General features: G+C 72.2%; 24 protein-coding genes and 1 pseudogene. 11 read left to right on the top strand and 14 right to left on the bottom strand.

Features of this window, described 5'->3' with window-relative positions:
• Positions 1–5: 5 nt before the first annotated feature.
• A complete protein-coding gene (locus DSM104329_RS22395) occupies positions 6–203 on the top strand; it encodes a hypothetical protein (RefSeq protein WP_259312077.1) in 198 nt (65 codons plus the stop codon).
• A 17-nt stretch (positions 204–220) separates the two neighbouring features.
• Here the strand turns inward: DSM104329_RS22395 and DSM104329_RS22390 are convergent, their stop codons facing one another.
• On the bottom strand, positions 221–466 hold the full coding sequence (locus tag DSM104329_RS22390; protein WP_259312076.1) for a hypothetical protein: 246 nt from the start codon (positions 464–466) through the stop codon (positions 221–223).
• A gap of 135 nt (positions 467–601) precedes the next feature.
• Between DSM104329_RS22390 and DSM104329_RS22385 the strand changes: the two genes are divergently transcribed.
• The 3 genes from DSM104329_RS22385 to DSM104329_RS22375 all read left to right on the top strand — a co-directional run bounded on the left by DSM104329_RS22385 (position 602) and on the right by DSM104329_RS22375 (position 3,875).
• Positions 602–2,080: an alpha/beta fold hydrolase gene (locus DSM104329_RS22385; RefSeq protein WP_259316247.1), complete on the top strand. Its 1,479-nt coding sequence runs from the start codon at positions 602–604 to the stop codon at positions 2,078–2,080.
• 98 nt (positions 2,081–2,178) lie between these two features.
• Positions 2,179–3,021, top strand: coding sequence for an ABC transporter ATP-binding protein (locus DSM104329_RS22380; protein ID WP_259312075.1), 843 nt, complete (start codon positions 2,179–2,181; stop codon positions 3,019–3,021).
• Positions 3,018–3,875 (top strand): ABC transporter permease, encoded by an 858-nt coding sequence (locus tag DSM104329_RS22375; RefSeq protein WP_259312074.1) that lies wholly within the window; start codon positions 3,018–3,020, stop codon positions 3,873–3,875. The genes DSM104329_RS22380 and DSM104329_RS22375 overlap by 4 nt, the downstream gene beginning before the upstream one ends.
• A gap of 69 nt (positions 3,876–3,944) precedes the next feature.
• Here the strand turns inward: DSM104329_RS22375 and DSM104329_RS22370 are convergent, their stop codons facing one another.
• Entirely contained in the window at positions 3,945–4,814 is an 870-nt protein-coding gene (locus DSM104329_RS22370) for a GNAT family N-acetyltransferase (protein WP_259312073.1), read from the bottom strand.
• Here DSM104329_RS22370 and rph point away from each other — a divergent pair.
• The 3 genes from rph to DSM104329_RS22355 all read left to right on the top strand — a co-directional run bounded on the left by rph (position 4,796) and on the right by DSM104329_RS22355 (position 9,452).
• Positions 4,796–7,666 (top strand): rifamycin-inactivating phosphotransferase, encoded by a 2,871-nt coding sequence (rph, locus tag DSM104329_RS22365; protein ID WP_259312072.1) that lies wholly within the window; start codon positions 4,796–4,798, stop codon positions 7,664–7,666. The two genes, DSM104329_RS22370 and rph, sit on opposite strands and share 19 nt — an antisense overlap.
• A gap of 142 nt (positions 7,667–7,808) precedes the next feature.
• A complete protein-coding gene (locus DSM104329_RS22360) occupies positions 7,809–8,744 on the top strand; it encodes a DUF808 domain-containing protein (protein ID WP_259312071.1) in 936 nt (311 codons plus the stop codon).
• Positions 8,745–8,834: 90 nt separating this feature from the next.
• Positions 8,835–9,452, top strand: a complete 618-nt coding sequence (locus tag DSM104329_RS22355) for a class I SAM-dependent methyltransferase (protein ID WP_259312070.1) — start codon at positions 8,835–8,837, stop codon at positions 9,450–9,452.
• A gap of 10 nt (positions 9,453–9,462) precedes the next feature.
• On the opposite strand, the gene DSM104329_RS22350 is transcribed toward DSM104329_RS22355, so the two are convergent.
• Positions 9,463–10,635 carry a serine hydrolase domain-containing protein gene (locus tag DSM104329_RS22350; protein WP_259312069.1) on the bottom strand — a complete coding sequence of 391 codons (1,173 nt, stop codon included), beginning with the start codon at positions 10,633–10,635 and terminating at the stop codon, positions 9,463–9,465.
• Positions 10,636–10,735: 100 nt separating this feature from the next.
• On the opposite strand from DSM104329_RS22350, the gene DSM104329_RS22345 reads away from it, so the two are divergent.
• A complete protein-coding gene (locus DSM104329_RS22345) occupies positions 10,736–11,047 on the top strand; it encodes a GNAT family N-acetyltransferase (protein ID WP_259312068.1) in 312 nt (103 codons plus the stop codon).
• 65 nt (positions 11,048–11,112) lie between these two features.
• Here the strand turns inward: DSM104329_RS22345 and DSM104329_RS22340 are convergent, their stop codons facing one another.
• Both DSM104329_RS22340 and DSM104329_RS22335 read right to left on the bottom strand, forming a co-directional pair.
• Complete coding sequence (locus DSM104329_RS22340; protein WP_259312067.1) at positions 11,113–11,919, bottom strand: alpha/beta fold hydrolase; 807 nt, start codon at positions 11,917–11,919, stop codon at positions 11,113–11,115.
• Positions 11,920–12,171: 252 nt separating this feature from the next.
• Positions 12,172–13,110, bottom strand: coding sequence for an alpha/beta hydrolase (locus tag DSM104329_RS22335; protein ID WP_259312066.1), 939 nt, complete (start codon positions 13,108–13,110; stop codon positions 12,172–12,174).
• Between the two features lie 129 nt (positions 13,111–13,239).
• Here DSM104329_RS22335 and DSM104329_RS22330 point away from each other — a divergent pair, with 129 nt between their 5' ends.
• Entirely contained in the window at positions 13,240–14,268 is a 1,029-nt protein-coding gene (locus DSM104329_RS22330) for an acyl-CoA desaturase (protein WP_259312065.1), read from the top strand.
• A 119-nt stretch (positions 14,269–14,387) separates the two neighbouring features.
• Here the strand turns inward: DSM104329_RS22330 and DSM104329_RS22325 are convergent, their stop codons facing one another.
• From DSM104329_RS22325 to DSM104329_RS22305, 5 genes are all read right to left on the bottom strand, one after another.
• Positions 14,388–15,578 (bottom strand): hypothetical protein, encoded by a 1,191-nt coding sequence (locus tag DSM104329_RS22325; protein WP_259312064.1) that lies wholly within the window; start codon positions 15,576–15,578, stop codon positions 14,388–14,390.
• A 249-nt stretch (positions 15,579–15,827) separates the two neighbouring features.
• Positions 15,828–16,112 (bottom strand): hypothetical protein, encoded by a 285-nt coding sequence (locus DSM104329_RS22320; RefSeq protein WP_259312063.1) that lies wholly within the window; start codon positions 16,110–16,112, stop codon positions 15,828–15,830.
• A 152-nt stretch (positions 16,113–16,264) separates the two neighbouring features.
• Entirely contained in the window at positions 16,265–16,681 is a 417-nt protein-coding gene (locus tag DSM104329_RS22315) for a cupin domain-containing protein (protein WP_259312062.1), read from the bottom strand.
• An 81-nt stretch (positions 16,682–16,762) separates the two neighbouring features.
• On the bottom strand, positions 16,763–19,339 hold the full coding sequence (locus DSM104329_RS22310; RefSeq protein WP_259312061.1) for a DEAD/DEAH box helicase: 2,577 nt from the start codon (positions 19,337–19,339) through the stop codon (positions 16,763–16,765).
• Positions 19,340–19,419: 80 nt separating this feature from the next.
• Positions 19,420–20,538, bottom strand: coding sequence for a carboxylate--amine ligase (locus DSM104329_RS22305; protein WP_259312060.1), 1,119 nt, complete (start codon positions 20,536–20,538; stop codon positions 19,420–19,422).
• Positions 20,539–20,774: 236 nt separating this feature from the next.
• Here DSM104329_RS22305 and DSM104329_RS29200 point away from each other — a divergent pair.
• Positions 20,775–21,098: pseudogene (locus DSM104329_RS29200) on the top strand (VOC family protein); the annotation flags it as partial.
• A 39-nt stretch (positions 21,099–21,137) separates the two neighbouring features.
• Entirely contained in the window at positions 21,138–21,512 is a 375-nt protein-coding gene (locus tag DSM104329_RS29195; protein ID WP_407655943.1) for a VOC family protein, read from the top strand.
• 76 nt (positions 21,513–21,588) lie between these two features.
• Here the strand turns inward: DSM104329_RS29195 and DSM104329_RS22295 are convergent, their stop codons facing one another.
• The 4 genes from DSM104329_RS22295 to DSM104329_RS22280 form a co-directional block, all read right to left on the bottom strand.
• Positions 21,589–21,789 carry a hypothetical protein gene (locus DSM104329_RS22295; protein ID WP_259312058.1) on the bottom strand — a complete coding sequence of 67 codons (201 nt, stop codon included), beginning with the start codon at positions 21,787–21,789 and terminating at the stop codon, positions 21,589–21,591.
• Positions 21,790–21,857: 68 nt separating this feature from the next.
• Entirely contained in the window at positions 21,858–22,355 is a 498-nt protein-coding gene (locus DSM104329_RS22290) for a hypothetical protein (protein ID WP_259312057.1), read from the bottom strand.
• A 125-nt stretch (positions 22,356–22,480) separates the two neighbouring features.
• Positions 22,481–23,278: a nuclear transport factor 2 family protein gene (locus tag DSM104329_RS22285; RefSeq protein ID WP_259312056.1), complete on the bottom strand. Its 798-nt coding sequence runs from the start codon at positions 23,276–23,278 to the stop codon at positions 22,481–22,483.
• A 52-nt stretch (positions 23,279–23,330) separates the two neighbouring features.
• Positions 23,331–23,648 carry a muconolactone Delta-isomerase family protein gene (locus tag DSM104329_RS22280; protein ID WP_259312055.1) on the bottom strand — a complete coding sequence of 106 codons (318 nt, stop codon included), beginning with the start codon at positions 23,646–23,648 and terminating at the stop codon, positions 23,331–23,333.
• Positions 23,649–23,664 lie beyond the last annotated feature (16 nt).

The raw sequence follows: 23,664 nt of genomic DNA, 5'->3' as shown, positions 1-23,664 counted from the left end.
ACGGCATGACCTGGGACGACCTGCCGAACGGTGGTGCGCGGGCCCGCGCGGAGCGCGCGCGCGACCACGACGCCGGCGAGTCGTACTACTGGGCGCCGGGCCACGACCTCGATGCCGTCACCGACACGGAGTACCTCGAGATCACGAGGGCCGAGGAGTACGACGCGCCGACGGAGCATTGCGCTCGCGGGATCGGCGGGTGAGACGCGTTCACCGCGCGCTATCCGCCCACGAGCTCGTAGCGGGTGTGCCAATGCGCGCCGAGCTCGAAGCGGGCGCCCATCTCGACGTTGCCGCGGACGACGCCGCTGTCCGCGGCCGGCGGCGAGAACCCGAAGACGGCGCCGCCCTCGCTGAGCTGCACCGTGTCGGCGCGGGCGGCGCGGCCGATCCGCCCTGCCGTCTCGGCGTCGAGCGGCTTGGCGCCCGCCTTCGGTCGAAGCGTCAGCTCGATGTGGTCGCCCATGCCGTCAGCATCGCAGCCGCTGCGCAAGGCCGCTCGTGCATCCGCCGCAACGCCCCGTCGCGACGCAGGAGCGGCGCGCCCGAGGGCTCCGTTGCTCCGGACCGCCGCCGGTGGTCGATCTTCACGTTCGTGGCGATGTTCGGCGTGCTGGCCGCCGCGATGCCGGCGGGTGCCGTGACGCCGCCCGCCGCGGCGGCGTCGGCGCTCGCCTGGAAGCGTTGCGCCGACCCCGCTCAGCGGGGCTTTCAGTGCGCCACGCTTCGGGTGCCGCTGGACTACGGCGATCCGGGCGGCCGCACGATCCGGCTCGCCGTGGTCCGGCGTCCGGCCACCGACCGCAAGCACCGGATCGGCACGCTGTTCTTCAACTTCGGTGGGCCGGGCGCCGCCGGCGCGTCGCTGCTTCCCCTGGCGCCGATCCCGGCCGCGTTGCGCGCGCGCTTCGACATCGCCAGCTGGGACCCGCGGGGGGTCGGTGCGAGCACCGCGGTGCAGTGCTTTGCGTCGCCCCAGGCCGAGAGCGCCTTCCTCGACGACGTCACCCTCTCGTTTCCGGTCGGCCGCGTGCAGATGGGCGCCTGGCTCGATCGGTATGCGCAGCTGTATCGCCGCTGCGACAGACGCAACGGTGACCTGTTGCGCCACGTGTCGACCGCGGACACCGCCCGGGACCTGAATCGGTTGCGCCGCGCCGTCGGCGACCGGCGCCTGAACTACGACGGGTTCTCCTACGGAACCTTCCTGGGTGCCACCTACGCCAACCTGTTCCCCGACCGCGTGCGCGCCATGGTGCTCGACGCGAACCTCGACCCGCAGGCCTATGTGGGCCGGGAGATCGACGCGAACGGCGGCCGCTTCCTGAGCACCGACCTGCGCACGGGCTCCGACCTCAGCTCGGCCGAGACCCTGAACGCGTTCCTCGACCTCTGCGGCAGCGCCGACGCCGCCCACTGCGCGTTCACGGCCGGCAGCCCCGAGGCGACCCGCGCCAAGTACGCGGACCTGCTGACACGACTTCGGACCGATCCCCGGAGCGCGACGCTGACCTATGCGCAGGTGGTGTCGATCACGGGCAACGATCTCTATTCGGTGGCGAGCTGGCCGTCGCTCGCGACCACGCTGCAGGACCTGTGGACCACCGGCGACGCGGCGCCGCCGACGGCGATCCCGGGGCAGCAGATCGGACAGGCCTTCGCCATCCGCTGTTCGGAGAGTCCCAACCCCGGTCCGGCCGCCTTCCCGTCCCTGGACGCGTTCGCCTACCAGCGCGCCGGACCCATCGGGCCGTACTGGTCGTGGACGAGCGCGGCCTGCGCGAGCTGGCGCGCGAAAGCGGCCGACCGCTACAGCGGCCCCTGGGACCGGCGCACCGCCCACCCGGTGCTGGTGGTCAACAACACCTACGACCCGGCCAGCCCATACCGGGCCGCCGTCGCCATGGCGCGCCGGCTCGCCCGGGCGCGCCTGCTGACCGTCGACGGCTACGGACACATCGTGGGGACCCGCAGCACCTGCGCGACGCGCTACATCGATCGCTACCTCATCCGGATCAAGCTGCCGCCGGCCGGCACCAGGTGCCGCCAGGACCGGCCACCGTTCGGTCCAGGCCCCTGACCACTTCGGGACACCGGCCAGATCGACGTCGGCGAGCGGCCGTGGCGAACGACGCGGCGTGACGGCTGGACATCCGCGGCGTTGGGAAGGCTGTGGGGATGACCGCCGCGCTGTCCGCCCGGGGCCTCTCGAAGCGCTACGGCACGACGACCGCCCTCGACGCCGTCGATCTCGACGTCGCCGCCGGCGAGCTGGTCGGCCTGCTCGGTCCCAACGGCGCGGGCAAGTCGACGTTGGTGAAGATCGCCTGCGGCCTCGTCCGCCCGACGGCCGGGGAGGCGCACGTGGCCGGCGCGACGGCCGGCAGCCGGGCGGCTCGAGCCTCGACCGGCTACCTCGCGGAGCTGTTCCGCTTCCCCGGCTGGGCCCGTGCCGACGAGGTGCTCGCGCTGCATCAGCGCCTGGCCCGCTCGGCCGGCGGCGCGGCGGAGCGCGAGGCGCTGCTGGCCCGGGTCGGCCTCAGCGGCGAGGGCGGGCGCCGGATGGAGACGATGAGCAAGGGCATGCAGCAGCGGGTGGGCATCGCCCAGGCGCTGATCGGCGAACCGCGGCTCGTGCTGCTCGACGAGCCGACGAGCGCCCTCGACCCCGGCGGCCGGCGCACGGTGCGCGACCTGCTGGTCGGGCTGCGCGACCAGGGCGTGGGCGTGCTCCTGAACTCGCACCTGCTCAGCGAGGTCGAGCTCGTCTGCGACCGCGTCGTCATCGTCGACCGCGGCCGGGTCGTGACCGAGGGCCGGCCGGAGGACCTGGCGGCGCCGGGCGGCGTCGAGGTCGAGACCTCCGAAGGCGTGCGCCGCCTGCCCGACGCGCGCCGCGAGGACGTCCCGCGGATCGTCCGCGAGCTCGTGGCCGAAGGCGCCGAGGTCTACGGCGTCCGCGTGGTGAGCGGCACGCTCGAGGACGCCTATCTCGCCGCCGTGGTGGGGCGTGACGGGTGAGCGACGCGATCACCATCGCCGGTCATGCGCTGCGGGAGGCGGTCCGCCGCCGCGTGCTGCTGGTCGTGGCGCTGCTGACCGCGGTCTTCCTCGGCCTCTACGCGCTGGCCGCCATCGAGGTGTTCAACTCGCTCCAGAAGACGAACGGCGTGGGCCTCATCCCGATCGACCAGAAGGTGCTGGCGGGCGGGACCCTGCTCGGCCTGGCGATGTTCGTCGCGCTCTTCCTCGGCGTGGTCCTGGCCATCTTCCTCACGCTCGGAGCGGTCCGCGGCGACGCCGACCGCGGGCTGCTGCAGCCGCTGGTCGTGCGTCCGGTGGGACGGACGACGCTGCTGACCGGGCGGCTGCTCGCCGCCTCCGCCGTCTGCGCGCCGTACGTCGTGATCGTCTTCCTCGTCGCCGCGCTCATCACGCGCGCCGCCGGCGACTTCACGCCCGCGTCGCTCGTCGTTCCCGCGGCCGGGCTGGCGCTGGGGGTCGTCACCGTGGTGGCGATCTCGCTGCTCGGCTCGACCGTGCTCGGGACCACCGCCAACGGCATCGCGATCTTCATGGTCTTCGCCACGGGACTCGCCGCTGGGCTTCTGGGCCAGATCGGCGACGCGCTCGACGTCGGCGGACTGAAGACGGCCAGCTCGGTCATCTCGTGGATCGTGCCGTTCGAGGCGCTCTATCAGAACGGGCTGCACGCCCTGACCGCGAACGTCGGCGGCGCGGCCGGCGTGATCGTGCAGCTCGGGCCGTTCGGCGGCGCCAGCGACGTCAGCGCCGCGATCTGGCCATGGGCGGTGGCGTGGTCCGCCGTCGTGTGGGCGCTGGCGGCGCTGGCGTTCCGCCGCCGCGATCTGTGAACCCGTCCCTGACGTGCCCGCCCGATGCGAGGTGGCTTCGACCAGAGCCTCGGATGGCGGCTGCACGGTTCACGCCGCACCACCTGCGGGAGGACCGATGGGGGTCGGCCGCGCGTACTCGCGCCATTCGCGTTCGACCTCGAACCCGGCGTCGCGGTACAGGCCGAGGGCGTTCTCGTTGTCGGCCCGCACCCCGAGGCCGAACGAGGCCGCACCGCTGGAGCGAAGGTCGGCGAGCGAGTGCAGCATGAGCGCGCGGCCGAGACCGAGACGGCGCGCGCAGCGGGCGACGGCGATCTGCTTGAGCCATCCGCGCCCGTCGCTGAAGACGCGGCCGGCGACCCAGCCGACGGGACGCTCGTCGCGGCGTGCGACCCAGCCACGGTAGTCGGGCGTGACCATCGACCGCCAGGATTCCAGCGACCTCTGCGTGTGTCCGGGCACCTCCCCCCAGGCAGCGTCGACGTAGATCAGCGCGTGGACGGCATCGTCGTCCTCGCCGGGCCGGTAGCGCGCGACGGCGACCCCGCTCGGCCAGACCGCGGGCGGGGGCGGCGGGTCGATGCCGCGCTGGAGATCGAAGGCCGAGTGCCGATGGGTGAAGCCGTTGGCTTCGAGCCACGCGATTCGCCGCGTGTCGCGGGCGTAGGTGACGACCTCGTGATGACCGCGCTCGCCAAGCCATGCGACGAGCGCCTCCAGCGCGGGCCCAGGGTCGTCGGCGGGGTCCACCAGTAGGATCGCCTCGCCGCCCTCGCCGCACGCGGCATGGCCCGCCAGGCGACCGTCGCGATCGAGGACCACCCCGCGGCCGAAGGGATCGATGAGCTCGCCGGCCTCCTCGGCGGACACCGCGGGCGCGCCGGACCACGCTGCATCCTCGGCGAGCGCCAGCGCGATGAGCTGGGGGCGGTCGCCGGGTGTGGCGGGGCGCAGCATCGCGTTGTCCTTGCGCTGGCGATCGCCTGACGCTCGTCGGCCCGCCGCGGCCGCTGGGAGCGCTGCACGAGTGCCGTCGCCCCCCGCCACATCCAAAGTATCGCCTGCTGGGGGGCTTGTTTCAAGCCCCGGGGTGTGCTCCATACTCGCTCGCCGCAAGCGACGAAGGGAGCAACGCGATGGGCACGGTGGAGGATGCGGCGGTGACCGTTGGAGGCGATCGGACCGGGGACCACACCCCCCGGCCCGACCGCTACGTGCTGGGTCTCGAGGAGATCGACGCGACGCAGGTCGCGCGCGTCGGCGGCAAGGGCGCGCACCTGGGGGAGCTCTCGCAGATCGAGGGCATCCGCGTGCCGCCGGGCTTCTGCGTGACGACGGCCGCCTTCCGGCGGGTCATGGCGCACGCCCCGTCGATCGACGGTCGGCTCGATCGCCTGTCGCGCCTGAGGCCCGACGACCGGGAAGCGATCCGCGCGCTCAGCGCGGAGATCCGGCGGACCATCGAAGCGGTCGCGCTGCCCGACGACGTGACGGCGGCGATCACCGTCGCGCTCGGCCGTCTCGGCGTGCAGGCCGCGTACGCCGTCCGGTCGAGTGCGACCGCGGAGGACTCGCCGACGGCCTCCTTCGCCGGCCAGCACGACACGTACCTGAACATCGTGGGGCCGGCCGCGGTCCTCGAGCACGTCAGCCGGGCCTGGGCCTCGCTGTTCACCGAGCGCGCCGTGACCTATCGCCTGCGCAACGGCTTCGACCACCGCAAGGTCCAGATGGCGGTCGTCGTGCAGCGGATGGTCCTCCCGCAGGCGGCGGGCGTCCTGTTCACGGCCGATCCGGTCACGTCGAACCGGAACGTCGCCTCGGTGGAGGCCGGCTTCGGCCTCGGCGAGGCCCTCGTCTCCGGCCTGGCGAACGCGGACGTCTACCGGGTGCGCGACGACGCCGTCGTCGCCAAGGCGGTCGCACGCAAGCACCTGGCCATCCACGCGTCGCCGGCAGGCGGCACGCAGGAACGGGCCATCGACGCGCAGCGCCGGGAGCAGCCGGCGCTGACGGACGCGCAGGTCGTCCAGCTCGTCCGGCTCGGCCGGCGGGTCGAAGGGCACTTCGGCCGCCCCCAGGACATCGAATGGTGCCTGGCCGACGACGGCTTCGAGATCGTCCAGAGCCGGCCGATCACCACGTTGTTCCCGGTCCCCGCGGCCGGAGACGGGGCGAACCGCGTCTACGTCTCCGTCGGCCATCAGCAGATGATGACCGACCCCATGAAGCCCCTCGGGCTCTCCGTGTTCCAGTTGACGGCGCTGCCGCCGATGCACGAGGCCGGCGGGAGGCTGTTCGTCGACGTCACCGCGCGGCTGGCTTCGCCGACGAGCCGCGCGGACCTCCTGGAGGCGCTCGGGAGATCCGATCCGCTGATCGGGGACGCGCTGCAGAGCATCCTGGAACGCGGCGACTTCATCGCGTCGCTCCCGGACGACGGTCCCGGCGGGCCGCCACCCGGGGGCGCACCGGCCGCGATCGATGCCGATCCAGCCATCGTCACCGAGCTGATCGGGCGCGGCCAGGCGTCCATCGCCGCCTTGAAGCGCAGCATCCGGGCGAGGTCCGGTTCGGCGCTGTTCGACTTCATCCTGGCCGACATCCAGGAGCTGAAGCGGATCGTGTTCGACCCACGGAGCCGGCAGGTGATCATGGCCGGGATGGAGGCCACGTGGTGGCTCAACGAGCAGCTGGAGGCGTGGCTGGGCGAGGCGAACGCGGCCGACGCGCTGACGCAGTCCGCCCCCGGGAACGTCACGTCGGAGATGGGGCTGGCGCTCCTGGACGTCGCCGACGTCATCCGCCCGCATCCGGACGTGGTGGCCTTCCTGCGCCACGTGGAGGACGACGACTTCCTCGACGAGCTGCCCGAGCTCGCGGGCGGGCGGGAGGCGCACGACGCGATCCTGGCCTACCTCGACACGTACGGCATGCGCTGCGTCGGGGAGATCGACATCACGAGGCCGCGGTGGAGCGAACGTCCTGCCACGCTCGTGCCCTTGATCCTCGGCAACGTCGAGAACCTCGCGCCCGGCGCCGGCGCGCGGCGCTTCGAGCAGGGCCGCCAGGAGGCCTGGAACAAGGAGCGGGAGCTGTTGGAGCGGTTGCGGGCCCTGCCGGACGGGGAACGCAGGGCCGAAGAGGTCAAGGGGATGATCGACCGCGTCCGGACCTTCATCGGGTACCGGGAGTATCCGAAGTACGTCATCGTCAGCCGCTACTTCGTCTACAAGCAGGCCTTGCTGGAGGAGGCCGAGCGGCTTGTCGGGGCCGGCGTGCTCGGTGAGAAGGAGGACAGCTTCCACCTCACGTTCCAGGAGCTCCACGACGTCGTGCGCACGCACCAGGTCGATGATCAGCTCATCTCCGAGCGCAAGCACGCGTTCAGGTCCTATCAGGCGCTCACACCGCCCCGGGTGCTCACGTCGGAGGGCGAGGCCATCGCCGGGGCCTACCGGCGCGACGACGTGCCGACCGGCGCGCTGGTCGGCCTGGCGGTCTCGGGCGGGACCGTCGAGGGCCGGGCCCGCGTCATCCTGGACATGGCCCAGGCCGACATCGAGCCTGGCGACATCCTGGTCACGGCCTTCACCGACCCGAGCTGGTCGCCGCTGTTCGTCGCGGTCGAGGGCCTCGTGACGGAGGTGGGGGGCCTGATGACCCACGGCGCGGTGATCGCCCGGGAGTACGGCCTGCCGGCCGTCGTGGGGGTCGAGCATGCCACCCGGCTGATCGCGGACGGGCAGCGGATCCGCGTGCACGGAACGGAGGGGTACGTCGAGATCCTGCCCCCGCCGGCCGCTTGATGTGGGTCGGGTGGCGGCCGCGCCGGAGCGTCGTGGCCGCGGACCCGGCCGGATCGACCCCGCCCTACCCTTCGCGCGGTGAGAACAGCTCCAGGCCGGTCATGACGCTCCTGAACCCGCCGCCTCGTCGTGGAGGCCGAGGATGAGCGCCGGGCTGGCGGCGCTCCTCGACGACGTCGCCGTGCTCGCCCGCGCGGCCGCGGCGTCGGTCGACGACGTCGCCGCCGGTGCGAGCCGGGCGAGCATGAAGGCCGCCGGCGTGATCGTCGACGACGCCGCGGTCACCCCGCGCTACGTCCAGGGCTTCCGGCCCGAGCGCGAGCTGCCGATGATCAAGCGGATCGCCGTCGGCTCGTTGCGCAACAAGCTCCTGGTGATCCTCCCGGCGGCGCTGCTGCTCAGCGAGATGCTGCCGTGGCTGCTCACGCCGATCCTGATGATGGGCGGCGCGTACCTGTGCTACGAGGGCGCGGAGAAGCTGTGGGAGATGATCCGCCCGCACGACCCGCCGGGGACCATGCCGGTCAGCGAGCAGGAGCCGCAGGACGAAGATGCGCTCGTCCGCGGGGCGATCCGCACGGACTTCATCCTCTCGGCGGAGATCATGGTGATCGCGCTCAACGAGGTTGCCGACGAACCGCTCGTCTCCCGTGCCGTGATCCTCGTCTTCGTCGCGCTGGTGATCACCGCCGGCGTCTACGGCGTCGTCGGCCTGATCGTGAAGATGGACGACGTCGGCCTCCGGCTGGCGCAGGTCCGCGAAGGGCTCGCCGCGTCGTTCGGCCGCGGGCTCGTGCGCGGCATGCCGGTCGTCCTGTCGGTGCTGGCGAAGGTCGGGATCGCCGCGATGCTCTGGGTCGGCGGGCACATCCTCCTGGTCGGCCTCGACGAGCTCGGCGCCTCCGCGCCCTACGACGGGGTCCATCACCTGGAGGAGGACGTCGACGACGCCCTCGGACCGGTGGGCGGCGTCGCCGCGTGGCTGACGAACACCGGCGCTTCGGCGATCCTGGGGCTCGCCGTCGGCGCGATCGTCGTGGCGGTCACGCACCTGCGGGCACGCGCGGGCCGGCACTGAGGCCTCGTCGCGCGTCGGCGGGTGTCGCGCCGGCACCGGTGGTCTAGGCTCGACGCAGCCGATCATCGTTCCCGACGGAAGGGAGGGGTCGTGGGGGTGTATGGCGAGCAGGTCCTACCGCGGATCGTCAACGTCGCGTGCGACATGAAGGAGGCCGTGGCGCAGCGGCGCCGGGTCTGTGCCGGGCTGGCGGGCGACGTCGTCGAGATCGGGTTCGGATCCGGCCTCAACGTGCCGCACTATCCCGCCGCCGTGACCGAGGTGTTCGCCGTCGAGCCGGCGGACGTCGCCTGGCGACTCGCGCGAAAGCGCGTGAGCGCCACGTCGATCCCCGTGCATCGGGAGGGGCTGGACGGGCAGGCGCTGCCGTTTCCCGACGATCGCTTCGACGCCGCCCTCTCGACATGGACGATGTGCACGATCCCGGACATCGACGCCGCGCTGCGCGAACTGCGGCGGGTCCTCAAGCCCGGCGGCACGCTGCACTTCGTCGAGCACGGCCTGGCCCCGGACGAGCGCGTGCGCCGCTGGCAGCACCGCTTCGACCCGCTCCAGCAGCGGCTGTTCGGCGGATGCCATCTCACCCGGCCGACCGCCGATCTGCTGCGGGGCGCCGGCTTCGTCATCACCGAGCTCGACGCGTTCTACGAGAAGGGCGCGCCGAAGATGCTGGCCGCCCAGACGCTGGGCGTCGCGCAGTCGCCGTAGCGACCGGCCGTCAGCCGGTACCGGGGAGGCGCGCCGGATGCCCGGGGGCGATCGTGTCGGCGAGACGGGCGAGCACCGTCTCGCTGGGGTTGCCTCCGTCGAAGTCGGCGTTCATGCCCTTGGTCGCGACGATCGAGATCGACAGGCGCTCGTCGGGGAGATAGGCCATCACGCCGCCGTAGTTGTTGACGTACGGGTTCTGCACCCGCCAGTCTCCGGCCAGCAGCACCCCGAGCCCGTAGGACAGGCCGGGGATCGGCGTCTTGATCACGGCGGGACGCTCGACGAACTGGCGCTCGCTGGAGCGCGAGATCAGTCTGGCGCCGAGGATCGAGCGCGCCGAGGCGGCGACGTCGTCGATCGTGCTGACCATCAGCTGCCCCTTGCCCAGGCCCCACGACGGGCTCCAGGAGCTCGTGTCCTCATACGGCCCGCGGTCGGTGCCGTAGGCGTGGAGAGCCGGCTCGGGCATCTTCGCCGTGCGGGTGATGGTCGTGTCGCGGAGTCCCAGCGGCCGGAAGATCCGCCGGCGGACGAGCTTGGCGAACGGCTGCCCGGTGACGGCGGTGACCACCTGCCCCAGCAGCAGGAAGTTCGTGTGCGCGTAGTGGAAGCACGCGCCGGGCTCGCAGATCAGCGGCTGCGCGAAGGCATGGTCGAGCAGCTCCTGGTCGTTCCAGAGCCGGAACGGGTTGGCGAGGAGGATGTCGACGAACGCCTGGTTGCCCTGGATCCAGTCCGGATAGCCCGAGATGCTGTGGCCGAGCATCCTCAGCGTGACGCGATCGGCGTTCGGCACGCCGCTGTCGGGCAGGTACTTCGACAGGGGGTCGTCGAGGTCCAGCCGGCCCTCCTGCTGCAGTTGCAGCAGGATCGTCGTGAGGTACGGGATGCTCTCGGAGCCCATCCGGAAATGCATGCCGCGGGTCACGGGCACGCCGGTCATCGACTCGCCGAGCGCCGCCGTGACGACATGACGGTTGCCGCGGTCGACGCGCAGGATCAGGCCCGCGAGATGCTGCTCGCCCATCACGGCGCGAGCCACCGACATCACCTCGCGCCCCTCGGTGCCGCGTGAGGCGGCCGATGCGGACTGGGCGGCGCCCGCCGCGATCGACAGCGTGGCAACGGCGGCGACGAGGCTCCGCGCGCACCAGCCGGACACTGCGTGGCGGTCGAGCATCGGACAATCCAACCACGTGGCCGGCGCCGTGTCAGCAGGCGGCGACACACACCCGACCCCCGCACGGGCGTCCCGGCGCCCCTGGGCATAGGCTGACGGCATGGCAACCGGCGAGCCCGTCGTGGCCGACAGCCCAGAGGCGCGCCGCTTCGAGCTCCGCGCCGACGGCGAGGTGGTCGGTTGGATCGACTACCTGCCCGCGGGCGCGAGCCTGATCTTCGCCCACACGGAGATCCTCCCCGGCCACGAGCAGCAGGGCTTCGGCTCCGTCCTCGTGCGCGGCGCGCTGGACGAGATGCGCAGGCGCGGCTCGACGGTCATCCCATCGTGCCCGTTCACCGCGGCGTTCATCCAGCGCCACCCGGAGTACGCGGACGTCGTCGACCCGAGCCTGCGCGACCGATTCGCGTAGGCCGCGGCGGCTCTCCCGCGATGGGACAGTCAACGGGTGCGCGTCCCGTGGGTGCCATGTGCGCCTCACCCGCGCTGGCGCAGCAGGAAGTCGAGCGTTGCGCCGTTGAAGGTCTCGGGGTCCTCGTGCAGTCCGGCGTGCGACAGGTGGTCGAAGACCACCATCTCACTCCCGCCGATCTCGTCGTTGAGCCGCTCGGCGAAGCGCGTCGAGCAGACGAGGTCGTGCGCCCCGACGGTGATGAGGGTCGGAACGCCGATCTCGCGCAGTACCGAGCGAGCGTCGTGCCCGATGGCCGCGTCGGTCTGGGCCAGGAACGCGTCCATCGGCTGGGCCGGGCGGCCACGTACGAAGTCGACCAGCGTGTCCAGGAGCTCCGGCCGGCTGACGTACATGGCCGGCGTGAAGGCCAGCGGGAAGATGCCCTGGATGACGACGTCCGCGGCGGTCGGCAGCGACGACGCAAGCGTTCGCCAGAGCTCGACGACCGTCTTCAGGTAGAGATCGCTGGCGTCCCAGGCGCTGTGCAGCGAGAGCGAGCGCACCCGGCCCGGATGGCGGGCGGCGAGATGCATGCCCACGGCGGCGCCGAGCGAGACGCCGGCCACGTGGGCCTGCTCGACCTCGATCGCGTCGAGGAAGCCGGCGACCTGCTCGGCGTAGCCCTCCGTCGAGTACGGCCCGGGCGGCTTGTCGCTCTCGCCCGAGCCGGGAAGGTCGATCGCGATGCACCTGAAATGCTCCACGTACGCGGGCAGCTGGAACGCGTAGCAGGCGTGGTCGGCGGACAGGTAGGGGATCAGCAGGAGCGGCTCGCCCTCTCCCTGTGCGTCGTAGTTGATCGTGAGCCCGTCCACCTGGACCCGTGCCATGCTCGCCTCCTTGGTGCGTTGGGGCAGGGCGCACATCTGACCGAGCGCAGCGGGCTGGCGGGGTGGCTCGGACGCCGGATCGGGTGTGCCGGGAAGCCGGGTCTCATCATGGCGCCCGGCAACCGGCGTGGCAAGCGCTGGTACGGCTGCTCAGCGCGGGCTCGGGTGAGAGCACGCCGAGGAACGCACGGACGCGAGCGGTGGGCTGGTGGCAGCCGGGGCCGGCGCTCGGCGGCTCGGCGCCACGATCAGCTACGTGGCATCGAAGCGGTCGGCGAGCCACGACTCGACGTCGGTCACCGCGGCGTTCGCCATCGCCGTCGGGAAGGACGTGAAGCCGTGAGGGGACTCCGGGTAGACACGGACGTCCACCTCGCCGCCCGCCGCTGACAGCCGGGCCGCCAGGGCCAGGTTGTCCTCGAGCATGATGTCCAAGCTCCCGACGACGAGCAGAGCCGGAGGCAGGTCGCGTAGGTCGCCGTAGACCGGGGAGACGTCAGGGTTCGTGCGGTCGGCCACGTGGCCGGCATACGCCTGGATGAAGAACTCGTCGGCGAGCCGCCGGCCAGCAGGCGTCAGTCCGCTCAAGTCGTACGTGCCGGCTTGCAGGGCGGCGCCGACGAAGGGCTTGGCCACGCCTCGGTCGCGGAGCCGCAGCAGCGTCGTCATGGCCAGCGTGGCTCCCGCCGACGCGCCGCCGATCGCCAAGCGGGTGGCGCCGAAGAGGGCTTCGGCCTCGTCCCGGAGCCAGAGTGCCGCCGTCTCGCAGTCATCCGGTGCGGCGGGCCAGGGATGTTCGGGAGCCAGCCGGTAGTCGACGCTGACCACGGCGACCCCGAGGGCGTCCGCGAGGCGGCGATTGCGCGCGTCGCCCCGCGCCGCCGCTCCCAGATAGAAGCCGCCGCCGTGGATCTCCAGATAGACCCCTCGTGCTGCCCCGCGCTCGGGAGCGAGGATCCGCACCGGCACCCGCCGCCCCGCGGCTTCGGCGAACCGCTCGACCGCCGGCGGCCCGGGCGCCGCCGCCCGGACGCTGAGTCCGGCCCGTGCCTGTCGCAGCCCATCCGGCGTGCTCGGGTCGGGATGGGAGTCGGTGTCGCTGCTCGCGGCCGATGCCGCGTTGAAATCCCGGCTCTCCTGGGCGTACGCCGCGAGCTTCGCGTCGATGAAGTTCTCGAGTCCGATCTGCATGAATCTCCTTGCCGCGCGTCTCAGGGGGTGGATTGCCGCGCGTCTCCGGGGGTGGATTGCCGCGCGTCTCAGGGGGTGGACGAGTTCACCAAACCCGGCGGCGCGTGAGCACGACCCTCTCCGGAAGCAATGTCGGCCCGGCCGACGCGCAGGCGGTGGTGCAGCGGACCAGCGGCGGCGACAGAGATGCTCGCTGATGGGGTAGACAGGGGCATGTCCGTCTGGGGCCGATGGGGGAACGTTGGGGGCGTTCTGGTGCCCGTCATCGGATTTGTCGCTGCGATCGTGTTGTTGTGGGACGAGGCGATCGCGGTGCGCGAGCTCTTGATCATGGTCGTCCTCTATCTGCTGACCGGGTTCGGGATCACCGTTGGCTTCCACCGCTTGCTCACACATCGATCGTTCGAGGCATCCGGCGGCGTGCGCGTCGTGCTGGCGGTTCTCGGCTCGATGGCCGTTCAGGGTCCGGTCATCAACTGGGTGGCCGACCACCGCAAGCACCACGCGTTCACCGACGAGGAGGGCGATCCGCACAGTCCACATCTGTCGCGGTTGCCGGGGCTGCTCGGCGGCCTGTCGGGGCTGTGGCACGCGCACGTCGGCTGGTTGTTCACCGACGAGGGCCGGGCGGACCGCGAGCGCTATGCGCCGGACCTCATGCGTGACCCGGCTCTGAGGACGATCGACCGGCTCTTCTTCGTGTGGGTCCTGCTCGGTCTCGCGTTGCCGTTCGCGCTCGGATGGCTGCTCGGAGGTGCGTTGGATGCCGCGCTGACGGCGCTTCTGTGGGGCGGTGTCGTGCGGATCTTCCTGTTGCACCACGTCACGTTCGCGATCAACTCGCTCTGTCACTTCCTCGGCCGCCGGCGCTTTCGTACCGACGACGAGTCGCGCAACGTCGCATGGTTGGCGCCGCTGTCGTTCGGAGAGGCGTGGCACCACAACCATCACGCGTTCCCCACCTCGGCGTTCCATGGGCTGCGGTGGTGGGAGATCGATCCTGGGGGCTGGCTGATCCGGGCCCTCGAGCGCCTCGGGCTGGCCTGGAACGTTCGGCGCGTCGCACCCGAGCGCCAGGCCGAGAAGCTGCTTGTGCCTGCGGCCGTGGCGCGGGACCGGGCCGAGGTCCGGGGCTCCGCGGGCGACGCCCGGACCTGACGGGGGCGCCGGCGATGTCGCTCGCCTGGGCGAGCGCCGTCCGGATGGGTCGCTGTGCCTCCCGGCCAGGATCCTCCGTCACGCAAGCGCGGTGCGCGCCGCGCTCGGCAAGCCGCTGGTCAATCTGAGGGCCGTGTCCGGTTGCGCTCGGTGCCGTCCGCCTTCCGGCAGACGATCAGGGCCTCGATGTAGTCCCAGCGATAGCGGTCGGGGGCATCCGCGACGCGCTCCTCGAGCGTTCGGATGAAGTCGGCAACAAGGCCGCGGGCGCGGTCCTCGCCCTCACGCGCGAACGCGCGATGCAGCAGCGGCCCGCCCCAGGCGAGCACGCTGCGCATGTAGCCCCGCGCGAACACGGCGGGATCTTCGTGCCAGTAGGGATTGTCGAGACGGAAGAGCTCGGCGCTCTCGAGCTCGAGGCCGGCGACGCGTCCGCCGCCCGCCTCGAAGGGGTCCCGGATCTCGTCCAGCGTGCGCATCCACACGGGGACGACGACCGCGGCGACGGTGGCGGCGCCGATGCGCCCCGCACGGCGCCAATCGGCGAGCACCCGGTTCATGTCGCCGATGATCTCGACGTAGAGCCCCGTCCTCCCGGGGCCCGAAGTGGGCGAGGCCGGGAGCGCGGCAATGAACCGGCCGCCCGGCGCCAGCTCCATGGCGCGGATCTCGAGCAGCCGCTGCCACTCACGCGCTGCGGCCACGAGCCAGGCTCGCCGCTCGGCCTCGTCTCTGTGGTCCGGGTAGCCCGGGAAGACCGACCCCGTCGACGCCAAGCCGGCCGAATCGGCGACCCAGTGCATCGTTGTCCCGGTGACCGCGACATCCACGCTGCCCGGCGGAAGGCAGGGCGCCCGCTGGAGCGGGATGCCCGCCAGGCTGATCACCGTGGCGGGATGTGGGCTGTGCTCGACCGCTCGGCGGCAGGCCTCGCCGTGGGCCTCCGGCGAGGCGTAGTGGGCTCCCGTGCCGACATCGGCCACCCCGGGGCCGGCGTCGCCCGGCCCGGGGATCACGAGGACGCCCGACCCGTCCGCCGCTTCGCCGAAGGCGTGCCGCAGATGCTCGCCGGCGACGCGCCACGCGTTCGTCGGCAGATCGACGAGCGCGTAGATCAGCGGGCGGCCGGCGCGTTGCTCCGCGAGATCGTGGATGAGGCCGTGCGAGTTGACCCCATCGGCGGCGCCGAGATCGACCACGCGGAGCACCCGTTCGTCCGCAAACAGCCGCGCCGCAGCCAGCACATACGGGTGGGTCGCCTCGAACGCCGCGCGCTGCGAGAGCGCGTACCGCCCGTAGTCGTCCGCCATGCTCGAGAGTTCGGGGCGATCTGACGGCGTGGCGCCTCTCCTCCGGACAGCGGCGCCCGGTCTCGGCGCTGCGACGACGATGTTCCCACAGGGTCGGCGCCGCTCCAAGCGCGAGCTCCGTTCGGGCGCCTGGCGCAGCGCTCCGTGCCGCCTGGATCGGCGGGCTCGAGCACGCCGACAAGGGCCGCCGGACACTCCGCCTGGAGGTGGAGCGGGCGGCCCTCGCCCGTGGACGTCGGTTCGCCGGTTTCAGTGGCCCGATTGCGTGACCTGGTAGCAGGCCACGTCGTACTGCGAGACGGCGTGCGAGTTGCCGTTCGCCGCCGACGGAGTGCCCTCGCTGCCGGCATAGACGGTCTCGGCGTGGGCGAAGCCGCCGGTGCCGAATCCCGCCGGCTGCTGCACCGCGGTGGCCGACCCGCACGACTGGTTCGGCTGTCCGGTCCCGCTGGGGTTGGACGCTCCGGATGCTGTCGCGGCCGGCACGGCCGCCGTGGCGGCGATGGCCAGAGTGGCCACGAGGAGCTTGCGCATAGGTGCCTCCATTCGCTGGGGTGCGCGGCTCTTCGTCCCCAACGACGTACCGGTGCCGCGATCCTTCCCGTGGTCCGCGTCGGCTTAACAGACGGCGAGTGGCGAACGGCTCGACTGCGCTGCGACAGCCCCGCTCGAAGCGGCGCGGCGCTCTAGGTGTCGGCCCACCAGTCGCGCCGGCCCTCGACGTCTTCGCGCGGAGCGTCGCCGAGGTTGGGCGCGCCGATGACGATGATCTCGAGGCCCTCCGGCCCGGCCTCGTAGCCCCGCCACGTGCCGGGCGGGACGCGCACCGCGTCCCACTCCCTGAGCTCGACGATCTCGTCGTCGAGCTTCATCCGCCCGCTCCCACGCAGGACCACGTACACCTCCTCCTGCGTCTTGTGCGTATGGCCGTACGGAAAGCGGCAGCCCGGCGGGACGCGCTGGTAGCCCAGGCCGGATCGCTCGAGCTCGAGCGCCGCGGTCGCCAGGCGGAACTCAAGGTCCGGCGCGCCGTCGAACCTGGATCCGACGTCCTCCAGGTCCTCCTTGAGGTTCCTGTGCGTGAACGGCACGATCGCGAGCATACGGTGTCCCTGCGGGGTCGCCGGTCCGATGCCTCCTGGCCGCATCGGACTTCGCCCGATGTGGTGGTCGTTGCCCTTCGATCACGACGCGATGCCGGCCGCCGCGAACGACGCGGTGCGGATCACCGGCTCCCCGGCGGCGTCGGAGGCGTCGAGGTCGACCGTCGCGATGATCGCGAAGTCATGATGGCCTTCGGGGTCGTCGATGATCTGGCGGATGGTCCAGGTTCGCGGGCCGGCGGCCGCCGCGCTGCGGTCGATCATCAGGAGATGCGGCGCCCGTGCCTGTGGTCCGCTGCCCATGCTCTCGTACTGGTCCCAGTAGGCGCCGAGCGCGGCCTCCCAGGAGGCCTCTGTCATGGAGGGCCGGCCGGGCGGGTCGGTGAGCGCGGCTGCGGCGGCATCGAGCCGTGCGAGCTCGTCGTAACGGTCCCGGGCGGCGAGCTGCACCTTCTGGAACATCGCGTTGCGGACCATCACGGTGAACGTGCGGTCGTTGCCGGTGACCGGCCGCGGCGGCGCCAGGGTCTCCCCGGCCGCCGCGGCGGCCGCGGCGCGGGCGACGGATTCCGGATCGGTCAGCGCCTCCCACTCGTCGAGCAGGCTGGAGTCAGTCTGGCGGACCGTCTCGCCGAGCCAGTCGACGATCGCTTCGAGCTCCTCTGACTTCAGCCGCTCGGGCACCGTCTGGCGCAGCGCCCGGTAGGCGTCGCTCAGGTAGCGGAGCACGAGGCCCTCCGAGCGCGCGAGGCCGTAGTGCGCGACGAACTCCGTGAAGGTGCGCCCCTGCTCGTACATGTCACGCACGACCGACTTCGGTGAGAGGTCGGACTCGCGCACCCACGGGTGGGTCTCCCGGTATGTGTGAAACAGATCCCTCAGCGGCTCGCCCAACGGTTGGGGGTAGGTGACCTCCTCGAGCAGCTCCATGCGCTCGTCGTAGTCGATCCCCTCGGCCTTCATCTCGGCGACGGCCTCACCCCGCGCCTTGTTCGCCTGGGCCTTGAGCACGGGGAACGGGTCGTCGAGGATCGCCTCGACGACGGAGAGGACGTCGAGCGTGTGGTCCTCGGACTCCGGTTCGAGCAGCTCCAGCGCGGCGAGCGCGAACGATGCGAGCGGCTGGTTGAGCGCGAAGTTCTCCTGCAGGTCGATCGCGAGCCGCAGCGTGCGACCGTGGAGATCGGGCTCGGGCAGCCACTCCAGGACGCCGGCGGCGACCAGCTCGTTGCCGAGCGCCTCGGCCTGCTCCGCGAGCCTCGCGCGCCCACGCTCGTCCTCGTGGTTGTCGTCGATCAGCGCGCGCATGGTCTCGACGGCGTCCCGCGGCTGGTTGACGACGTTGAGGATCATCGCGTGGTCGACGCGCATGCGCGAGACGAGCGCCTCCGGCTGCGCGTCCCGCAGGCGCGCGAACGTCTCCTCGGTCCAGCTCACCTCGCCCTCGGGCGGCTTCCTGACCGGGACCTTCCGGCGCTTCCTGGGATCGTCGCCTGCCTTGGCCAGTGCGCGCGTGCGCTCGATCACGTGCTCCGGCGCCTGCACGACGACGTAGCCGGAGGTGTCGAATCCGGCACGTCCGGCGCGGCCCGCGATCTGGTGGAACTCGCGGGCCTTGAGCAGGCGCTGCCGCGTCCCGTCGAACTTCGCCAGGCCGGTGAAGAGCACCGTGCGGATCGGGACGTTGATGCCGACGCCCAGCGTGTCGGTCCCGCAGATGACCTTCAGCAGCCCCTGCTGGGCGAGCTGCTCGACCAGGCGGCGGTAGCGCGGCAGCATGCCGGCGTGGTGGACGCCGATGCCGCTGCGGACCAGCTTGGACAGCGGTCGACCGAACCCGGCCGTGAAGCGGAACGCGCCGATCCGGTCGGCGATCGCGTCGCGTTCCTCTCGAGTGCAGAGCTTCGCCGAGAGCAGAGATTGCGCGCGCTCCATCGCCGTCGCCTGGGTGAAGTGCACCACGTAGATCGGCGCCTGGTCCGCCGCGGCAAGCTCCTCGAGCTTCTCGTGCAGCGGATCGACGGACCAGCTGTAGGTGAGCGGCACGGGCCGCTGGGCGTCGTCGACGAGCGCCGTCTGCCGCCTCGTCCGCCGCGTCAGGTCGGCGGCGATCTTGCTGACATCGCCGAGGGTCGCCGACATCAGCAGGAACTGCGCCTGCGGCAGGCAAAGCAGCGGCACCTGCCACGCCCATCCGCGCTGACCGTCGGCGTAGAAGTGAAACTCGTCCATCACGACCTGCCCGACGTCCGCGGCGGCGCCTTCCCGCAGGGCGATGTTCGCCAGCACCTCCGCGGTGCAGCAGACGATCGGCGCATCGCCGTTGACCGACGCGTCCCCGGTCAGCATGCCGACGTTCTCGGCGCCGAAGATCGCGCAGAGCGAGAAGAACTTCTCCGACACCAGCGCCTTGATGGGGGCGGTGTAGAAGGTGGTGCGGCCCTCCGCGAGCGCGGCGAAGTGCGCTGCGACTGCGACCATGGACTTCCCGGAGCCGGTCGGCGTCGCCAGGACCACGTTGTTCGCGTCGAACAGCTCGATGGCCGCCTCCTCCTGATGGGGATAGAGGCTCAGTCCCTGCTCCACAGTCCAGCTCGTGAACGCGTCGAAGAGAGAGTCGGCGCTGGGCTCGGTGGGAAGCGCGTCGACGAGGCTCATGCGTTCCCGCGGCACGGTAGCGCCCGTCGCCGATCTCGGGTCCCGAGTGCGGTAGCGGACGCCGGTCCTCGGCGCGCGAGCTAGTGGTATCCGCGCCGCCACAGGACACGCAGGGCCGGAACGGGATCCGTCCACGAGAAGATCGCGTGGCTGGTGCGACGTCGGGGCCGCAGCCCGAGCACGGCCGCGGAGCGCTGCCCGCCGCGCCATGCCGCCCACAGCGATCGCGCGTCGTCGATCTCTGAGCGAAACCGGCGGCCGAGCTGTGGGACGGCCGGTCGCATGGGGCGGCCGAGGAGCAGGTCGACCCACGCCGCGGGCATGTTCGCCCCGGCCTCGACCTGGACGGCCAAGGAGTTCCACGCGCGCGGGTTGAAATCGATCAGGAACCGGCCGCCCGGGGCATCGAGGAACTGGAGGTTGAACAGGCCCGACCAGCGAGCGTCCGCGAGCATCTCGCGGACGCGGCGTTCGAGCTCGGCATCGGACGGGACGATGCGCCCGTAGGACAGGACGCCGCAGTCGGGGGGCCAGGTTCGGTCGCCCGTCTTCTGCGCGACGGCGACCACCTCACCGTCCCACGCCAGCCCGTCGACCGTGCGCTGGTCACCGACGAGGTAGGGCTGCACAAGGCCGCGGCCGCCGGGGAGCGCGGCGAGCGCCGAGGCGAGGCCGGGCCCGTCGGGCACGCCCGAGACACGCCCGTGCTCCATCGTCCCGTCCGCCTGCGGGACATGCGAGCTGAGCGGCTTGACGACCGCCGGGAACCCGCCGTCCCAGCGGTCAGCGCTCGCGGCGGTGAGCACGCGCGTCGGCGGCGTGCGCAGACCTCCGGCGGCGGCGAGCTCGTCGAGCGCGCTCTTGGCCAGGACCCGGTCGACGATCGCCGCCGACGGGCAGCCGGCCACGACGGAGCCGGGAAGCTGGTCACGGTGATGGGCGATCGCCCGCAGTGCAGGCTCGGTCCCAGGAAGGACCAGGGCGCCGTAGCGCACCGCTACGGCCCCGATGTCCCGCACGAACGCCGCCGGGTCGCCGCTCGGGTCGTGCACGACCTCGACGGCGTGCGCCGCGCGGGAGACGGCGCCGATGGCGTCCGGGCGCGTGACCGCGGCGATCGGGGCGTCGCCGCCCGCACGGACCGCGCGCAGAAGCGCAAGGCCCGCCGCGAACTCGCTGCCGGTGACGACGACCGGCACACGCCCGCCATGCGGGTGACGGCTCAATCCGTCCGCGCAGCGCGTTGCGGTTGGGCGGCTCTCATTTCGCGACGGTCCTCGTTGGCGTTCGAGGATGTCCCGCTCGCCGAGGAACTTCAGCGGCGGTCTCCTGAGTCAATTGTCTCAGACGACGGCGGTGGCGACCTCGGGCGCCGGCGTGTCGGTGATGTCTGCGCCGGGGATCGGAGCGTGCCCGCCACGGTAGCCTCGGCGGCGTGTTCGACCACGTCGGAATCGCCGTCGCGGACCTCGCCGCGTCCGAGCGCTTCTACCGCACCGTCCTCTCCGTGCTGGGCGCCGAGCCGAGTCACGCGGACGCCGAGCTCGTGGAGTGGGAGGACTGGGACATCGGGGCGACGGACCGCGAGCACCCCGTGACCCGTGGCCTGCACGTCGGCTTCCGCGCACCGTCCCGCGAGGCCGTGGACGCCTTCTGGCAGGCGGGGATCGACGCGGGCTACCGCGACGACGGCGCGCCCGGCCCGCGCACGGTCTACGGCCCCGACTACTACGGCGGCTTCCTGCTCGACCCCGACGGCAACAGCGCGGAGGCGGTGCACACGGAGCGCGAGGACCCCGTGCCCGACGGCTGTGTCGACCACCTCTGGATCCGCGTCCGCGACCCCGCCGCGTCCAGGCGCTTCTACACCACGATCGCCCCGCACGCCGGGTTGCGGATCGGCGTGGACGAGCCGGACCACGTCCAGATGGTCGGCGAGAACTTCAGCTTCTCGCTGATCGACGACGGGCGGCCGCTGACCGAGCACGTCCACATCGCGTTCCCGGCGCAGAACGACGCGACCGTGCGGGCGTTCCACGCCGCCGCGCTCGCCGCCGGCTACGAGGACCACGGCGCCCCCGGCGAGCGTGCCGTCTACCACCCGGGCTACTACGGCGCGTTCGTCCTGGACCCCGACGGGCACAACGTCGAGGTCGTCAACCACAACCGCTGAGCCATGGCCGCCGCCGTCGCCGGCTCGCCGCTGCTGTCGTGGCGCGTTCGTTCGCGGGCCCTGGCTGTCCCGTCCGCTACCTGCGCCAGAACGCGAGTCGCTGCACCGACGCCTTGAGGATGTCGCCCCAGGTGATGTGTGCGTCCTCGCGCTGCGAGATCGCCTCGAACGGGCTGAACCGCATCTCGCCGCCGGTCCCCAGCTTGATCGTGGCGTCGTCCTGGCGGGTGCCGTCGACGAAGATCCAACCGCGCTCGATGCGGTGCTTCTCGCTCATGGCCCGAGCGTACCTCTCAAGCTCGGCGACACGCGCCGGCGGATCCCGGCCAAGGGCCGACGACGGTGTCAGCCCGCCGGCGCGGCCAGCGCCTCCCCGAGGCTGTCGAGCATCCGCTGCTCGCCTTCGCTCACCCGCACCGCGTGGAAGCCCATGAAGCCGCCTTCCTTCGCGGCGTTCGCCGCCGCCTGCGCGGCCTCGAGCAGCCACAAGCGCATGCCCTCGGCGTCCTCCGGCGAGGCCTTCTCCGAGACGATGCGGTTGACCGCGCGCAGCTCGTCGAGGATCTCGACGCCCGCCGTGGCGCCCTTGGTGGGCTTGAACCCGGCGAGAGGGTTCTTGTGCCGGCGGCCGTCCTCGGTGGCCTCGCGCGCGATCTCGCCGACCAGCCCGCCGTGATCCCCGCCCTCGGCGGCCGCGAGCACGGTCTTCAACGTCGCCGAGGTCTCCTTGACGGCCTCGATCGGCCCGCCCGGATCCGCGAGGGAGATGGCCATTCCCGCGACGAACGGCGCCCGCTTGAGCCGCGTCCACTCCTCGTCGGTGAAGTCCGCCTTCGACGTCATGGTTGCCTCCTCGCTCGTGGGCTCGACATGTTCGCGGATCCGGCCGGCACCTGCTGCTCGCACCTGTCCGCATCGACGACTCCGTGCCGCTCGACTGACGACCGAGCGACGGGCGTCCGTGAAGATCAGCTCCCGACCGTGCGTCCGAAGAAGACCTCGACCTCCACGACGAGGCCGTCGCGCAGCGTGAACACCTCGGTGTTGCGGAAGCGCTCGCCGCCCCCGGCCCGACCGCTCTCGTAGGTGACCGTCACCACACCGGGCTCGACCTCGCCGATATGCACGAAGTCGTGGCCGGCCAGCTCTTCGTGGTGCGGCCAGCACACCTCGAAGTATGCGGCGCGGTCGAGGCCGTCGTCGCGTGGGCTGAAGAAGCGGAAGTCGTCGGACAGCAGCGCCTCGAGCGCGGCGCGGTCGCCGGACCGCCAGGCGGAGAACACGCCCCGCACGACGGAGACGGGCCCGCCATGCGAAGGCCCGCCGACCGGCTGGCCGAGCCCGAGCAGGTTGCCCTCGCTGTCGCGGAACCACGCGCCGCGCTCGCCCGTGCCCTTGCTCGGATAGTTGCCGGGGACGTCGACGATGCCGTCGACCATCCGCAGGCCGGGGATGCCCTCGTCGTCGAAGACCACGCCGCGCTCCCGCAGCAGCCGCACCGCCGCCTCGATGTCGTCGACCTCGAAGCCCATCTGCGTGTGCGTGCCCGCCGCCCGCCCGGTCGACGCGAACACCACGAACGCGCCGTCGCGCACGCGGTAGAGCAGCCCGCCCTCGCGGGCTTCCGACGGCGAAAGGCCGAGCTTCTCGCGGTACCAGGCGCGGGCGCGGTCGAGATCGTGGGCGGGCAGGCGGGTCGCCACGGCCGAGGCGGTCAGGACCGGTCGCGCGGCGCCGCCGCCGGATGCGGTGTCGGAGGTGGTCATGCCTCTAGGGACCCGCCGCGCCGGGGGATCTCATCGGCGCCGAAGCACACGGCTACGGCCCGTGGACCCCGCCCATCAGGTCCTCGGCGAACGTCGTGTACTCGTAGATCGGCACCGCCTCGGTCCTTACCCCCGAGCCCATCTCGCGGATGATCGGCAGCCCGCCGAGCGCCCGGTCGAGGTCCTCGGGCGTCGGCAGGTCGACGACCGCGAGCACGACCCGCTGGCCGGCGACCTTCCACAGGTGCTTGACCGCGCCCGCCTCGATCGCGCCGATGGCCGCCTCGGCCTCGCGCTTCCAGGTCTCGACGAGGTCGGCGTTCGGCACGGTCGCGGGCTGGGTGACGTCGAAGCGCACGAAGAACAGCACAGGTCTCTCCTCGGTC

This window comes from Capillimicrobium parvum, from assembly GCF_021172045.1.
GTDB lineage: Bacteria > Actinomycetota > Thermoleophilia > Solirubrobacterales > Solirubrobacteraceae > Capillimicrobium > Capillimicrobium parvum.
Note: the sequence above shows the minus strand (reverse complement) of the source record. Positions and strands in the feature narration are given on the sequence as shown.